This window comes from Porcipelethomonas sp., assembly GCF_051893655.1.
GTDB lineage: Bacteria > Bacillota > Clostridia > Oscillospirales > Ruminococcaceae > Porcipelethomonas.
Genome location: NZ_JBJFHN010000055.1, coordinates 1 through 15,023 on the forward strand (window position 1 = coordinate 1; position 15,023 = coordinate 15,023).

The 15,023-nt window shown below is 37.5% G+C and carries 13 protein-coding genes and 3 tRNA genes; 1 reads left to right on the forward strand and 15 read right to left on the reverse strand.

Annotation, left to right across the window (positions count from 1 at the left end; genetic code table 11):
* The 10 genes from ACI4WO_RS03215 to ACI4WO_RS03260 form a co-directional block, all read right to left on the reverse strand.
* On the reverse strand, nucleotides 1-389 hold a 389-nt coding region (locus tag ACI4WO_RS03215; protein ID WP_439806119.1), incomplete at its 3' end, for a DUF6329 domain-containing protein.
* A gap of 347 nt (nucleotides 390-736) precedes the next feature.
* Nucleotides 737-828, reverse strand: a tRNA-Ser gene (locus ACI4WO_RS03220).
* A gap of 47 nt (nucleotides 829-875) precedes the next feature.
* Nucleotides 876-959, reverse strand: a tRNA-Leu gene (locus ACI4WO_RS03225).
* A gap of 301 nt (nucleotides 960-1,260) precedes the next feature.
* Nucleotides 1,261-1,336: transfer RNA gene (locus tag ACI4WO_RS03230), tRNA-Pro, on the reverse strand.
* A 238-nt stretch (nucleotides 1,337-1,574) separates the two neighbouring features.
* The gene (gene scfB, locus ACI4WO_RS03235; RefSeq protein WP_439806120.1) at nucleotides 1,575-2,939 is read right to left on the reverse strand and encodes a thioether cross-link-forming SCIFF peptide maturase; all 1,365 of its coding nucleotides are present in this window, start codon (nucleotides 2,937-2,939) and stop codon (nucleotides 1,575-1,577) included.
* A gap of 70 nt (nucleotides 2,940-3,009) precedes the next feature.
* Nucleotides 3,010-3,147: a six-cysteine ranthipeptide SCIFF gene (gene scfA, locus ACI4WO_RS03240; RefSeq protein ID WP_177498292.1), complete on the reverse strand. Its 138-nt coding sequence runs from the start codon at nucleotides 3,145-3,147 to the stop codon at nucleotides 3,010-3,012.
* A gap of 97 nt (nucleotides 3,148-3,244) precedes the next feature.
* Nucleotides 3,245-3,652 (reverse strand): TIGR04086 family membrane protein, encoded by a 408-nt coding sequence (locus ACI4WO_RS03245; RefSeq protein ID WP_439806121.1) that lies wholly within the window; start codon nucleotides 3,650-3,652, stop codon nucleotides 3,245-3,247.
* A 29-nt stretch (nucleotides 3,653-3,681) separates the two neighbouring features.
* Nucleotides 3,682-4,938 carry a glycoside hydrolase family 10 protein gene (locus tag ACI4WO_RS03250; protein ID WP_439806122.1) on the reverse strand — a complete coding sequence of 419 codons (1,257 nt, stop codon included), beginning with the start codon at nucleotides 4,936-4,938 and terminating at the stop codon, nucleotides 3,682-3,684.
* A gap of 100 nt (nucleotides 4,939-5,038) precedes the next feature.
* Nucleotides 5,039-7,405, reverse strand: coding sequence for a hypothetical protein (locus tag ACI4WO_RS03255; RefSeq protein WP_439806123.1), 2,367 nt, complete (start codon nucleotides 7,403-7,405; stop codon nucleotides 5,039-5,041).
* Between the two features lie 14 nt (nucleotides 7,406-7,419).
* On the reverse strand, nucleotides 7,420-9,492 hold the full coding sequence (locus ACI4WO_RS03260; RefSeq protein ID WP_439806124.1) for an efflux RND transporter permease subunit: 2,073 nt from the start codon (nucleotides 9,490-9,492) through the stop codon (nucleotides 7,420-7,422).
* Nucleotides 9,493-9,722: 230 nt separating this feature from the next.
* Here ACI4WO_RS03260 and ACI4WO_RS03265 point away from each other — a divergent pair, with 230 nt between their 5' ends.
* On the forward strand, nucleotides 9,723-10,346 hold the full coding sequence (locus ACI4WO_RS03265) for a TetR/AcrR family transcriptional regulator (protein WP_439806125.1): 624 nt from the start codon (nucleotides 9,723-9,725) through the stop codon (nucleotides 10,344-10,346).
* A 75-nt stretch (nucleotides 10,347-10,421) separates the two neighbouring features.
* Here the strand turns inward: ACI4WO_RS03265 and ACI4WO_RS03270 are convergent, their stop codons facing one another.
* From ACI4WO_RS03270 to pstA, 5 genes are read right to left on the reverse strand one after another with little or no spacing between them, the layout of a single operon-like run.
* On the reverse strand, nucleotides 10,422-12,071 hold the full coding sequence (locus tag ACI4WO_RS03270; RefSeq protein ID WP_439806126.1) for an ATP-binding protein: 1,650 nt from the start codon (nucleotides 12,069-12,071) through the stop codon (nucleotides 10,422-10,424).
* Nucleotides 12,061-12,744 (reverse strand): response regulator, encoded by a 684-nt coding sequence (locus ACI4WO_RS03275; RefSeq protein WP_439806127.1) that lies wholly within the window; start codon nucleotides 12,742-12,744, stop codon nucleotides 12,061-12,063. Before ACI4WO_RS03275 ends, ACI4WO_RS03270 begins: the two co-directional genes overlap by 11 nt.
* Nucleotides 12,741-13,391 (reverse strand): phosphate signaling complex protein PhoU, encoded by a 651-nt coding sequence (phoU, locus tag ACI4WO_RS03280; protein ID WP_439806128.1) that lies wholly within the window; start codon nucleotides 13,389-13,391, stop codon nucleotides 12,741-12,743. The genes ACI4WO_RS03275 and phoU overlap by 4 nt, the downstream gene beginning before the upstream one ends.
* Nucleotides 13,392-14,141: a phosphate ABC transporter ATP-binding protein PstB gene (gene pstB / locus ACI4WO_RS03285; RefSeq protein ID WP_439806129.1), complete on the reverse strand. Its 750-nt coding sequence runs from the start codon at nucleotides 14,139-14,141 to the stop codon at nucleotides 13,392-13,394. It abuts the gene before it with no gap.
* A gap of 3 nt (nucleotides 14,142-14,144) precedes the next feature.
* Nucleotides 14,145-15,014, reverse strand: coding sequence for a phosphate ABC transporter permease PstA (pstA, locus tag ACI4WO_RS03290; RefSeq protein WP_439806130.1), 870 nt, complete (start codon nucleotides 15,012-15,014; stop codon nucleotides 14,145-14,147).
* Nucleotides 15,015-15,023: the final 9 nt, after the last annotated feature.

Genomic DNA, 15,023 nt, shown 5'->3' on the forward strand with positions numbered 1-15,023 from the left:
CAATGGGCAAGTTCTGCAATTTTATCAACGATTTCTTTCAGACTTTCATGCAGTCTTGTTTCAGCGTCAGTAATCTCGTTGTTTTTCAGTAACGCTTTTGCATTTGGAATAAACTGCGACTTTCTGGCATATCCGCTGCCCTCGGATTCCACCAGCATTCCATCACCGCTGTTGTAATCTACGAAAAGCAGACAATGGGCAATATCGCTGCTGTCAATGTACATCAGATCACGATTTTCGGCGATATACGGACTGTTACGCATCGGATGAGTTTTCAGTTCTTCAAAACTTTTACCATAAAGCGTTATGACCTTTTCTACAAAAATTTCATGCGTTTTGTAATCAGCTGCTTTATAATTCAGCGGACTGTTAAATTTCAGATTCTTCATTTTATTCCTCCGTAAATATTTTTTTAGCGATATTTTATATTTCTTCAAACTCACCTCCGTCAGAAAACAAAAAAGACCGCTTTGTTTAGTATCACTATTTCGTGATACCAGACAAAACGGTCTTTAAAACTTTGTATACTTTTTTCTATATGGAAAAAGGCATATCTGAAATTATTTTTCTCAAATATGCCTCTGAATTATGAAATATTAAAAAGTGCAGGGTTCAAATCCTTCTCATTAGGTTCATTCATCTATGGTTTTTACCCTCTAATTTTCAGCATTTGCATAGCAAAAAAGCCCGTAAATACGGGCTTTGCTGACTATTCATCTTTTTTATAGTCACAATATGGCGGAAAGAGAGGGATTCGAACCCTCGATACGCTATTAACGTATACACGAGTTCCAGTCGTGCGCCTTAGACCAGCTCAGCCATCTTTCCACGTATTAAATTGAAAATACCCCAGCATAAAGCTGAGGTATTGAACCTGGTGCGAGTGACGGGACTTGAACCCGTACGCCAATGACACACGCCCCTCAAACGTGCCTGTCTGCCTATTCCAGCACACTCGCATTGAGTACTTTAATATTATATCAAACCTTAAAGGATTTGTCAAGCTTTTTTTTAAAAAAATTCAAAAAAATTTTCAAAAATTGCAAAAACTACGTAAATACGTCAAAATAAGATTACCAGGAATAATATTTATTTGTTTTTATACGCCGCATGATACAATTTATATAAGATCCAGGTGTTTTTAAATTTTACTTTTCTTGATAATCAGAATTTTTATTTTAATGGCGCACTACGACATGACAAAATAAAAAACACACCGCTTACAACAACGTGCAAACGGCGTATTTACGTTATTTAAACTGGTCTGAGTGACCGGACTTGAACCGACGACCTCTACCACCCCAAGGTAGCGCGCTACCACCTGCGCCACACCCAGATAAAAAACATTCTTGAATAGATGTAATTATATCATAATGATTTTCATTTGTCAAGCTGTTTTTATAAAAAAGTGTGGACAAAGGCGTTGTATGCCAGAACAATTAAATCCTGTTTTGATCTGGTTCTCTTGTTTTTCAGTTAGGGCAAATTTTCCCCTCTTCTACTGTTGCTTTTCTCATATCTATATTATACATAGTATTCGCTTTTTGTCCACTCCTAAAAGCGGATGCTTAAAATCATTCTCTTTCAAGTCTTGCCGCTTTGAGCATAATAGCACATTCAAGACGTTTTTTTTCAAGCTGGCAAGAGAATTTATGAGCATTGTGAATATCTCCGGCATAAATATAATTATTGGCATTACATCCGCCGCTGCAATAAAATTTCGCCCAGCATTTTTTACATTCCGGCTTTGTATAGACATGAGCCGCCGCAAATTCCGCTTTCATGTCCAAATTAAATGTACCATCGTCCAGATTACCCATTTTATATTCTTCAAGACCTACAAACTGATGACAAGGGTATATATCTCCGTCAGTAGAAATTGCCACATACTCGTTTCCGCTTCCGCAGCCTCTCAGACGCTTTATAGCGCATGGACCCTGATCAAGATCCAGCATAAAATGGAAGAAATTAAACTTCCTGCCATGGCTTTCATTCTCAAGAATTCTGGCTGACAGCCTTTCGTATTCGCTGAATATTGCAGAAAGTTCCTTTTCAGTCAGAGCGTACGGCATTTCCGGCTCACAGACAACCGGTTCAACAGAAATCTGATCGAACCCCTCATCATAAAGGCTGAAAACATCATCGGAAAAGTCAAGGTTATATTTTGTAAATGTTCCTCGAACATAATATTCCTTATCTCCTCTTTTTTCCACAAGCTTTTTGAACTTTGGAAGAATTGTATCATAACAGCCCGTACCGTCAACTCTTTTTCTTACCTTGTCATTAACTTTCTTTCTGCCGTCAATGGAAAGTACTACATTTGACATTTCTTTATTTATAAAGTCGATCTTATCATCATCCAGTAAAACTCCGTTTGTGGTAATTGTAAATCGGAATTTCTTTTTATACTCGGCTTCTTTAGAACGTGCATATTCTACGATCTGCTTTACAACTTCAAAATTCATAAGCGGTTCGCCGCCAAAAAAGTCCAGTTCCAGATTTTCCCTGTCACCGGATTTCTCAAGCAGAAAATCTATTGCTTTCTTTCCTGTTTCAAAGGTCATAAGCTTTCTGCCTTTACCGTAATCTCCGGTTGAGGCAAAGCAGTATTCACATCTTAAATTGCAGTCCTGAGCAATGAGAAGGCACATTGCCTTGACTGGTGAAGCAACTGAATATTTTGCAAATTTTTCATAATCATCTTCTGAAAAAAGTATTTTATCATTGTAAAGCTCAACTATTTCTTCATAGCATGAATTTATATCTTCTGCCGGATAAAACCTTGAAAGCTTGTCCACGACTCTCTGGGGACATTTTTCCTCAAAAGGCGGTTCAACGTTGTCAAGCAGGTCATATGTTATGTCGTCCACAACATGTACTCCGCCGCTGTTTGTATCCAGAACAATGTTGTAGCCGTTTAATTTATATTTATGTATCATTGATTTCACCTCATAAAAATTTAAAAGGGACACTTCATAAATGTCCCTTTTAACAATTACAGACCAGAAATTATCTTTCACACTTCTGATTTGCTACAGTACAGGAAGTTTTGCATGCTGACTGACATGAAGCCTGACACTTACCGCAGCCGCCTTTTCTTGCAGATTCCTTAAGATTAGCCTTATTGATAGTTTTAATGTGTTTCATAAAAACCTCCAAATAATCTTATTTTTCAACGTAATTTTTATTATATCACATATTCATCTTTTTTTCAATAGTTTTATTCAAAAAAATCCTGAATATTTTACGGAGGCGGTCTTTTGATCTTAGTATTTACTCCGCATACTCCCCCGACAGCTCCGGACATGCACAATAAAATCAGGTTTTTTATCATATTAAAAAATGCAAATGACCTCATATAGCAAAGTCCGAAAATCATTGTGATCATCCCAAGACATAGTCCGCAGAGAAACCCTCCTGCAATTCCCTTATGGCGGCGAAGCTTTCCGAATCGAAATCCCGAAGCAAAACCTCCTGCACACAAAACTATATCAGTCATAACACCTATTACATTCTCAGATATATCAATACTGCTTATACAATAAGAACACAGGCAAATTAACGCAATCATTACAAAAACGCCCAGTGACAATGCCGTTATAAGATTATAATGTTTTTTTCTTTTTATGATATAAATTTTACTGTGCTTCATATAAGGCGTTCCTTTCCGGCAGCAGTTTCTTAATTTTTCATAACTGCTTCAAGCTTACTGTATTCGTCCTTTTTATCCTCCTCAAAGGTAGAGCCATAGCTGTAAACTGCTGCTCCGTCTGTTTCCTGAGTAAAAACAAACTCTGCCTGTCTTGCTGGTATTCCCTCATTTTCAATCCACTCATTCTTCCCTGTTCCTGCCCACTTATCCTCGCTTCCTATTTTATATGTACAGATTCCTATAACAAGCTGCACCTTATCACACGTTTTTATGTTTATCCATTCCTTTACTGTTTCCTCAAAGGGCTGACTTTCATTTTCAAAGCCAAAATAAACCTGCGGTACTATATAATCGCAATATCCTTCTTCTCCTGCCCATACTTTAACATCTGCATACTGTGAACTGTAATTGGAATCTATATTCCCCTGCGGACTTATTCCAAAAAGGATTTCTGAATTGTCGTTCTTTACAGTACTGTACATATTTTTTACCATACTATTTATATTGTCTATTCTCCACTGAGAAAGATCATCAGAACCTGAATCTGAAAATGCGTCTGTATCAAAGCTTTCCTCTGCTGTAGGATAAAAATAATCATCTATATGGATACCATCGACCTCATAATTTTCAGTTATTTCTGAAACACCGTCTGATATATATTTCAAAACTTCTTCATAAGCAGGGTTTAAGTACCATCTTCCGTCCACCTCAGAAATATATTTACCTTTTTTGTCTTTATCGTTATACCATTGTTTTATGATATATTTATCATCAAGTGTCTGCAATTCAGAATCTGTCTGACATCTCAAAGGATTAATCCAGGCATGTATTGAAAGTCCTGCATCATGTCCTGTACTTACCATAATTTCCAGAGGATCAAAATCCATATCTGATGAATAATACTCTGCCCTCGGAAAAATTTCCGACTGATAATAAACATCATTATATGGACGTACATGGACATACACCGTATTGATCCCCATATTTTTCATATTATTATAAACTTTCTGTATACTTTCAGTAAATTCCTCTTCTGATTTTCCATAAAGGATATTTTTATAATCCATCATAGTAAGCCACATAGCCTTCTGAATTTCAAAATTTACCGGTTTATAGGATTTACTCTCCGGTTCTGACTGTTCAACAGAATTTTCTATGTCAAGCTGCTCAACAGTCTGTTCATTAAGAGTCATATCAACTTCGGCTTCACTGCTCCTTCCGGACTCCTGTCCGCACGAACAAAGCATAAACGCCAAAAATATACAGAAAATAGCCTTTAATTTCACATTCAGCACGTCCTTGTCCTTTTTTATATTGTTATTCACTGACAGAAAAAAATATGCATAAAAAAATCCTCTGCAACTGATGTCGCAGAGGACATAAAAATTATTCTTTATTTTGGATTCCGTCAATTGTGAAAATAAACTTAACGCTTCCGTCCATATCATTTCCTATTCCGGAGAAGCTGTTATATTCCCTGGAAATCTTATTAAGATCCTTGAATCTGTCAATGAGATCTTTTATGTCACCGTTATACATATCAGCAATTTTATCTATACCATCCTTTTTAAATTCAGCCATACCTTCTTTCAGCTCTTTAGAACCGCTTTCCAGCTGTCCGGCACCGTCTGAAAGCTCTGACACACCGTCTTTCAGTGAAGACATACCGTTCAGGAGTGAGCCGCTGCCGTCATACAATGCAAACGCTCCGCTTTCAAGAGCTGCTACAGAGGCATTAAGTGTATCTGCACCGTCTGCCAGAGCACTGCTTCCGTCTTTAAGCTTTGAAAGACCGTCATTAAGAGCTGCAGCTCCGCTGTAAAGTGCGTCTGCTCCGGACTGTGCTGTTTTTACGCCTTCCTTTAACTGTTCAGCCCCGTTTTGCAGTGCATCATTGGCTTGTGCCAGATTACTTGTTCCGCTGAACAGATCTGATGCGCCCTTATTAACCTTAACTACAGAATTGTAAAGTGTATCAGTACCTGCACTTATCTGCGAACTTCCGTCCCTTAAGCTTGCAAGACCATCATCAACAGCTTTTATACCTTCTGACAATGCGGCTGAACCCTCTTCAAGACTGTCAATTCCTGCACCAAGTGCTGATGCACCGTCAATAAGCTGTGATGTTCCGTCCTTCAGTGCACCTCCGTCTTTCATAGAAGCTGATATCTGCTCCTGTCCGGCAATAGTCTGTTCAAGAACACCTATCATACCTGCTATATTATCATCCTGCGTCTGTTCATAAACTGCCTTTAAGCCTTCCAGAACCTGCTTATTATAGCTTATTGTTTCATCAAGACTTGAACCTGCCTGATCAAGACCTGCTGAGAGATTTCCAAGACCTGATGATAAATTATCAGCACCGTCACTCAGCTGTCCGATACCGCCTGCTGCTTCTTCTATGCCGGATTTCAGCTGTTCTGAGCCGTCCTTTACTGAGGCAATTCCGTCATCAAGCTGCTTTGCAGAATCCGAAAGTGTTTTAGAACCGCTTTCAAGCTGTGAAGTTCCGTCAGAAAGACTTTTTGCACCTGATTCAACCTGTTTTGAACCGTCAAGAACGGCTGAAACACCGTCATTCAGTGCTGATGCACCGTCAAGAATTGGTGAAAATCCCTCTGAAAGCCTTTTTGCACCGTCTGTCAGCTCTGATGCACCATCTTTAGCTGAGCTGATTCCACTGTCCAGTGATGCCGCACCGTCTGCAGCAGCAGCCGTTCCATCAGCAAACTGTTGTGTACCATCTGCCAGCGTTCCGGCTCCTTCCATTAAATCATATGCTCCGCTGTAAAGCTCTGACGCACCATCCTCCAGACTTCCTGTACCGTCAAGGAGTGATTTTATTCCGTCATACAAATCAGAAGACCCATCAGTCAGTTTTTCAGAAGCATCAGTCAGTTCCTTGATTTTTTCGTCAAGATCATCCATTGTTTCCACATCATCAAAATCAACATCTGAGAACAATTCATTTGTTGCAGCTGTTATTGATGAAGACATTGAAAAATCAGTTACATCTGCTGAAAATTCAAAATATTCCGGGATATCAATATCAATATCCTTTTTATCATCAAATCCCAGACTCTCCTTAAGTCCCGGAACAGCCATACCAATTACTATAAATCTTTCGCCGTCTGAAATATATTTTCCGTTTGTAACCTCAATATTGCTGAAATTGCTGCTGTCAAGTATTGATGCAGAAACCATCATAAAAGGTACATACATGTCCTGACTTTTACCGTTATGTTTTACTGTTACCCGCTGATTATTTGTATAATTGTATCTTACAGTAACTCTTCCGCTTTTGCCTGCAAGCTCCTCCGGAGAAATTTCATTTCCGTCAAGATAATATGTCAGATTTACAGATACCGGAAGCTCTTTATCAGTTGTACCCTTATAATAAATATCGGCTCCGTTTGCTGCCCATTCAACATCTTCCCCATTAAGTTTATAAGTCTCATCGCCCTTGACATTTTCTATGCCTGAAAGTGCGGATCTATCCCTGATACTTGAAAGTCCGGCTTCATTGTCCAGCCAGTCGCTGACAATCACATTCTTTTTATTTCCCTGTGCATCAGCAACAATATAAACCGTTTCTTCCTTCTTTACATCAAAGGACTTTTCATCCTCTGACGAAACAGATGATGCTGATGTATTATTTTCAGTTTTTACAGCTGTTACTGCAAATACTCCTGTTGAACCGGCGGATATTAAAATTGCCATGACAGCGGCAAGAACTCTTGTTAATTTTTTCATTAATATTGCCTCCTTTAAGCCTTTTTAGGTCTTATTCCTATTGTTGTTCTGCAAATTAATTTATCAAACAGCATGAACATAGACGGCAGAACCAGAATAACCGTAAACATGCTGACTATTGCACCCCTGGCCATCAGAATACATAGTGAAGAAATCATATCCATTTCTGAGTATAATCCAACGCCCACCGTTGCTGCAAAAAATCCCATTGCACTTACTATAATGGACTTCATTGATGTTGAAAGTGCTATATATACAGACTCTTTTTTTGTCTTTCCTTTTGATCGTTCTTTTTTATATCTTGTAGTCATTAAAATAGCATAGTCTACCGTAGCTCCCAACTGTATCGTACCTATTACAATTGATGCGATAAACGGCAGTACTGAACCGGTATATGCCGGTATACCCATATTTACAAATATTGCAAATTCAATAACTGCAACCAGTATAACCGGAAGTGAAATAGATTTTAAAACTATTGCTATAAGAATGAAAATTACACCTATTGAAACAGTACTAACCATCTTGAAGTCAGTATCCATAATGCTGATAAGGTCTTTTGTAGCAGGTGCTTCGCCGACCAGCATTGCATTTTCATCATATTTCTTTATAATATTGTTAATTTCAGTAATCTGATTATTTACATTATCAGATGCTGTTTTATATTCAGAGCCGATAAGCATCAGCTGCCAGTCACCGCTTTTTAATATTGATGTTACTGATTCAGGAATAATCTCCTGCGGAATTGCCGAACCTATCAGCGTATCCAGTCCCAGAGCAAAGCTTACACCGTCAGTATTGTTTATTTCATTCATCATGGAATTTACATCTTTAGACGACATATCAGCATCAACTAAAAGCATATGAGTTGAATTCATATTGAATTCTTCAGAAAGTTTCGTGTTTGCAATAACACTTTCAGAATCGTCAGGGAGCATAGTATCAAAGTTATAATATACATCATAGTGAGTATAGCCATAAATTGCAGGAGCTAATGCTACAGCAAACAAAATCAGGAAAACCCACCAGCGCTTTACTATAAAAGACGCTACCCTGTCAAGAGATGGTATTATATCTCTGTGTCTTGTTTTCTCGATTACTTTGTCAAATGTAAGAATCAGTGACGGAAGAATTGTAACACATCCGATAACGCCTATTACAACACCCTTAGCCATTACTATTCCAAGATCAATTCCCAGAGTAAAGCTCATAAAGCATAATGCCAGAAATCCGGCAACAGTTGTAAGTGAACTTCCTACAACAGACGAAATAGTATTGGAAATCGCATGCCCCATTGCACGGTTTTTATCTCCGGGGAATCTTTCCTGATTTTCCTGATAACTATGCCATAGGAAAATAGAAAAGTCCATGGTAACACCAAGCTGTAAAACAGCGCTGAGTGCTTTTGTGATAAAGGAAATTTCTCCCAGAAAGAAATTAGTACCCATATTGTAAAGAATCGCCATGCCAATACTTATCATCATAAAAACAGGCATAAGGTATGATTCCATGGTAACTGCAAGTACCAGACTTACCAGTAATACAGCAATTACAACATACATTACCGATTCTTTTTCTGAAAGATTTTTAATATCCAGATTAACAGCTGACATACCGCTTACAAAGCACTGCTTTCCCGCTATTTTTCGTATCTGTTCAATCGCTCCAAGCGTACCGTCTCCGGCAGTTGTATCGTCAAAAAATACAGCCATCAAAGTCGAATCATCTGAATTGAAAAATTCATAAATATCATCCGGAAGAACTTCCTTAGGAATACTGATATCAGCAATTGTATCATACCATACCACATCAGCAACATGGTCAACTGCCTCAATTTTTTCCTTTGTCGCAGCAACCTCCTTATCTGACATCCCCTGAATCATTACCATGGAAAATCCGCCTTTTCCGAAATCATCCATAAGTATGTCCTGCCCTTTCATTGTTTCAATATCTTCAGGCAGATAAGACAAAATATCATAGTTAACTCTTGTTTTTATCATTCCGATTGCGGATGGTATAAGAAGAAGTACTCCTACAATGAGTATAAGTATTCTGTGTTTTGCAATCCATTTCCCGAACTTAACCACAATATCGCTCCTTTCAAATATGACCATTGGTCATTTACTAACATTATTATAATTCTGTTCTGGCGGAAAGTCAATACGAAAAAAGAAAAATAATGACCAATGGTCATTATTTTGTGGCTTTGCACAGCAGAAGTGAAATTCAAATAATGACTATTGGTCATTTTAACCGATTGACTTTTTTTTTGCGATATACTATAATTATTATAAATTGATAAAAAGGACGTTTTTCTATGGGAAAACTTGATACAAATAAGAAAAAGAAACGAGAATCTTTACTAAATACAGCCTTTTTTCTGTTTACTACAAAAGGTGTTATACAGACCTCTATTTCTGAAATTGCTGAAAAAGCCGGTGTTGCCAAGGGAACATTTTATTTATATTTCAAGGATAAGATTGACATAAAAAACAAACTTATTGCATACAAATCCGCTCAGCTTTTTGAAGCGGCTTTTAAAGAGATGAAAAAACATCCCGGATTGATTTTTGAAGACAAAATAATATTTATTGTAGATAATATCATAAACCAGCTTGATAAAGACAAACCGCTTCTTACTTTTATTTCCAAAAATTTAAGCTGGGGAATATTCAAACATGCACTGACCTCATCAGATAATAACGAAAGCATTAATTTTAAAATAATTTATGATATGGTAATGAATGATTCTCCTAAAGTATTAAAGGAACCTGAAATAATGCTGTTTATGATAGTGGAACTTGTAGGCTCTACTATATATTCCTCCATCCTTTACAATGAACCGGTCGAACTGGACATTCTGAAACCGTATTTATATAACAATATTAAAATGATCATCAAACAGCATGAAACAGATATCGACAATATAAAATCTCACTAAAATATCAGTCAAAGATAGCATTGCTGACATTAAAAGGCAGGTACAGATGAATTAGTCTGTACCTGCCTGAATTTTTTATTTATTAAATGTTAAAGTGATTGTAGTACCTTCTCCCAGTACACTGTCAACATCAATTTTGGCATTATGGAACATAGCTCCGTGCTTGACAATTGAAAGCCCCAGTCCTGTTCCGCCTGTTTCTCTGGAGTGACTTTTATCAACACAGTAAAAGCGTTCAAAAACTCTGTCAAGATCTTCAGCGGGGATTCCTATTCCGTTATCAGCAACAATAAACTTGACATTATTATTGTTATTGATTACAGTAGCTTTTACATAACCATTTTCACGATTGTACTTAATTGCATTGTCACAAAGATTGTAAATCATTTCATCCAGTATCTGAGGAATGCCCTGAATAACAGCATGTTCTCCGCCTGACTCGAAATCAACTTTTTTGTCCTCGGCTTTTTTTGCAAGTCTTGAATTTACATCTTTTGTAATCATAAGAAGATCAACCGGTTCTTTTTCCATTGAACTGTCATTCTCATCAAGCCTTGAAAGATTGATAATATCTTCAATAAGATTAATAAGACGCTTGCCCTCATTATATATTTTTTCGGCAAACTTTTTATAATCCTTAGGATCTGCCCAGCCGTCTTTCATAATTTCCGCATATCCTGAAATAGTTGTAAGCGGAGTTTTCAGTTCGTGCGAAACATTTGCTGAAAATTCCCTTCTCATAGCTTCTCTGGAAATTTTTTCAGTCACATCAATCAGAAGCAGTACTGCACCAGAAATATTGTTTTTTTCAATTACAGGGTTTGCCATAAGCATAAAGTTTTTGTTTTCGATTATCATATTTGATTCAGAAGCTTTACCGTTTAATGCACCCTCCACAGCATTTATAAATATCCCGCTGTGATTAAGTTCAAGAATATTTTTACCAAGAACATCGCCGGAACAGCCCAGTATTGTCATAGCACTTTTATTGCATGACAAAACCGTATGATCCTTAATTATAATTAAGCCTTCACTCATATTTTCAGTAACTGTATTAAATTCATTTTTCTTATGCTTAAGTTCCTGTATATAGTCATTAATATCCTTGTTTTGCTTTTCAATACGTTCCAGCAGAGGAGTAAGCTCTTCGTATTCAAAATTTCCGGACGGATTATTAAGATCCATTTCATTTATAGGTTTTACTATCCTTTTAGTCTGAAAATGGGAAACAATAAAAGCAGCAACAATAATTACACATATCATAAATATGAGATATGGTAAACTTCTGAAAATATCGCTGTAAAGACTGCTTGTCGTCTCGCTTACTCTAAGAACTGTCCCATCGTCAAGGAGAATCGCATAATAATAGGTATTTTCCTTAAGAGTATTTGAAACTCTTGACCCGGAACCATAACCGCTTTCTATAGCCTCTCTGAATTCCGGACGATCTGAATGATTGTCAAGCTCCTTTCCGCAGTTGTCAAAGAGTACATTTCCATTCCGGTCGATCCACGTTATGCGGCTTGAAGAAACGTCTTTAACGGAGTCGAGATACTCGACTCCGTTAAAATTCATAGCCTCTGCCATATATTCAGCTTCATTTTCAATATTATTTTTTAATTTGTTATAGTTTCTGTTATAAAGAACGAAAGAAATCAGTACGGCTGTAACAATGACCGAAATGGCTGCGATACAGCACATGCTTAATGAAATTTTACGTTTCATTTTCACCTCCGATACGATAACCGATGCCACGGACTGTCTCAATCAGATTTCCGCTTTCTCCGAGCTTTGACCTCAGAGAACGTATATGAACATCAATAGTCCTTGTTTCTCCGGTAAAATCGTATCCCCAGATATTTTCCAGCAGCTGGTTACGTGTAAGTACTACTCCCTGACTTTCGATAAGCATACACAGAAGTTCAAATTCCTTGTATGTCAGGACTACATCTTTTCCGCCTGCTGTAACTTTATGTTTGTCAAGATTTACCACAATATCTCCGGTTTTCAGCTCACGTTCTTCAACCGTATGCTCAGCCGTACGTCTCAGAAGTGCCTTTATTCTTGAAACAAGCTCAAGCATTCCGAAAGGCTTGGTTATATAATCGTCTGCACCGGCATCAAGTCCCAGAACTTTGTCATATTCCGAACCCTTGGCCGTAAGCATGATGATAGGTACCTTCTTTGTATTTGAAGAACGGCGAAGCTTTTGAAGTATGCTTATGCCGTCTTCACCGGGAAGCATTATATCCAGAAGAATCAGTTCAGGAACTGTATTATCAAGTACTTTATAAAGCTCTTCACCGCATGAACAGCTGTCGGCTTCAAATCCAGCCATTTTTAATGTATAGACAACCAGTTCTCTGATACTGCTGTCATCTTCAACGATATAGATCATAAAGCTTCTCCCTTATAGATACCGGTTATTGAGAATTCAACCCATTCAGCAATATTTGCAGCATGGTCACCGATTCTTTCAAAATATTTTGCTATCATCAGCAGGTCAAGACAATATTCACCGGATTCAGGTTTTTCCTGTATATAATTTATCAGTTCTTTTTTAATATCAATAAACAGTCCGTCTATAATATCATCCGACGCAATTACTTTCCCTGCAAGAGTCAAATCACGCTTGATAAATGAATCAATACTGTTTGTAACCATTTTTGAAGCAGCCTTACCCATTTCATCAATATGAGCAAATTTCTTAATAGGATCATTCTGAATAAATTTAATAATTTCAGCAATGTCTTCTGCCTGGTCACCGATTCTTTCCATATCGGAAATCATTTTCATAGCAGCGGAAACAACTCTTAAATCGGATGCAACCGGCTGCTGCTGAAGGATAAGTCTCATACACAGTCCTTCAATATCACGTTCTTTCTGATCAATTTCCGATTCGAGCATGAAAATACTTTTTATAATATCTTCGCTTTTGTCGTTTAACGCCTGAAGTGAACCTGAAATAGCCTCTTCACATAAAGAACCCATTTTTATCAGTTCGATATGCAAATTTTCAAGCTGTTTATCAAAAATATTACGCATTTATCCGAACCTCCCTGTAATATAATCTTCTGTTTTCTTCTGGGATGGCATAGAAAAGAGCTTTTCAGTATCATCATATTCAATAACTTCTCCTAAAAGGAAGAAGGCGGTTTTATCAGAGATACGAACGGCCTGCTGCATATTATGAGTTACTATAATTATAGTATACTCCTTTTTCAGTTCAATTGCAAGGTCTTCTATTTTAGAAGTTGAAATCGGATCCAGAGCTGAAGTAGGTTCATCCATTAAAAGTACCTCAGGCTGAACTGCCAGTGCTCTTGCAATACAAAGTCTTTGCTGCTGACCGCCGGACATACCCAGAGCGCTCTTTTTCAGTCTGTCCTTTACCTCGTCCCAGATAGCAGCACTTCTCAGAGATTTTTCAACGATCTCATCAAGCTTTGATTTGGAGCGTATGCCGTGGGTTCTGGGGCCGTAAGCAATATTATCATATATGCTCATAGGAAACGGATTAGGTTTCTGAAAGACCATTCCCACTCTTTTTCTTAAAATATTTACGTCCATTTTATCATAAATATCTTCTTTGTCAAGCTTTATTTTTCCTGTTATACGGCATCCCTCTACCAGATCGTTCATACGGTTCAATGATTTTAAAAGTGTTGATTTTCCGCATCCTGAAGGACCTATAAACGCTGTTATTTGATGATCAGGAATTGCAAGATTAATATTTTTCAATGCCTTGAACTGTCCGTAATACAGATCAAGATTTTCTACTGTAAACTTATCCATAATTTATCCTTTCGATAATTTTTTGGCAACCAGACCAGAAAGACCGTTAATAAGTGCCACCATAACAAGAAGTACAACCGCAGTTGCATAACACTGATCCACATAAAGTCCTTCGCTTGACAGATTATACATATGAACGGCAAGTGTTCTTCCTGAGTTTTTCCAGAATTTCCATGCAATTTCCGTTCCTGTTCCGGCTGTAAAAATCAAAGCAGCAGTTTCACCTGCAATACGCCCTGTAGCAAGAATAACACCGGAAAGAATACCCGGAATTGCTGACGGAATAACAATTTTGAATACTGTTCTGAGTTTACCGGCACCAAGACCAAAACTTCCCTCTCGGTAAGAATCAGGTACTGATTTCAAAGCTTCTTCAGTTGTTCTCATTACCAGCGGAAGAATCATAATAGAAAGCGTCAGCGCACCAGACAGAATAGTATATCTGAGTTTCAAGGTTGACACGAAAAAAAGATAACCGAAAAGACCGTATACAATTGATGGAATACCCTGAAGAGTTTCGGTAGTCATTCGTATTATGCCAACGATTTTATTGCCTCGTTTTGCATATTCAACAAGGTAAACTGCTGAAAAAATTCCCAGAGGAACTGCTATGAGAAGTGAAATAAATGTCATTATAAATGTATTTATAATAGCAGGAAGCATGGATACGTTTTCTGTGTTATACTTTGGTGAGAAAAGAGAGGGGGTAAGATGAGGAACACCTTTTACAAGTATGTATATTACTATGAAAATAAGTGTGACAGCTGTAATTGCTGCACAAAGCATCACAAGTACCATAAGTACAAATGAAAAGGGAGCATTTTTATATTGTGCCATTTTTTCTTTGAAAGTTTCTTTTTTTACCGGATTCATTATTTGCTC

Bases quoted from the DNA above. Each gene is read 5' to 3' on its own strand.
- scfB (WP_439806120.1), bottom strand. From the start codon at position 2,939: ATGATACATAAATATAAATTAAACGGCTACAACATTGTTCTGGATACA.
- scfA (WP_177498292.1), bottom strand. From the start codon at position 3,147: ATGAAACACATTAAAACTATCAATAAGGCTAATCTTAAGGAATCTGCA.
- ACI4WO_RS03245 (WP_439806121.1), bottom strand. From the start codon at position 3,652: ATGAAGCACAGTAAAATTTATATCATAAAAAGAAAAAAACATTATAAT.
- ACI4WO_RS03255 (WP_439806123.1), bottom strand. From the start codon at position 7,405: ATGAAAAAATTAACAAGAGTTCTTGCCGCTGTCATGGCAATTTTAATA.
- ACI4WO_RS03265 (WP_439806125.1), top strand. From the start codon at position 9,723: ATGGGAAAACTTGATACAAATAAGAAAAAGAAACGAGAATCTTTACTA.
- ACI4WO_RS03270 (WP_439806126.1), bottom strand. From the start codon at position 12,071: ATGAAACGTAAAATTTCATTAAGCATGTGCTGTATCGCAGCCATTTCG.
- ACI4WO_RS03275 (WP_439806127.1), bottom strand. From the start codon at position 12,744: ATGATCTATATCGTTGAAGATGACAGCAGTATCAGAGAACTGGTTGTC.
- phoU (WP_439806128.1), bottom strand. From the start codon at position 13,391: ATGCGTAATATTTTTGATAAACAGCTTGAAAATTTGCATATCGAACTG.
- pstB (WP_439806129.1), bottom strand. From the start codon at position 14,141: ATGGATAAGTTTACAGTAGAAAATCTTGATCTGTATTACGGACAGTTC.
- pstA (WP_439806130.1), bottom strand. From the start codon at position 15,014: ATGAATCCGGTAAAAAAAGAAACTTTCAAAGAAAAAATGGCACAATAT.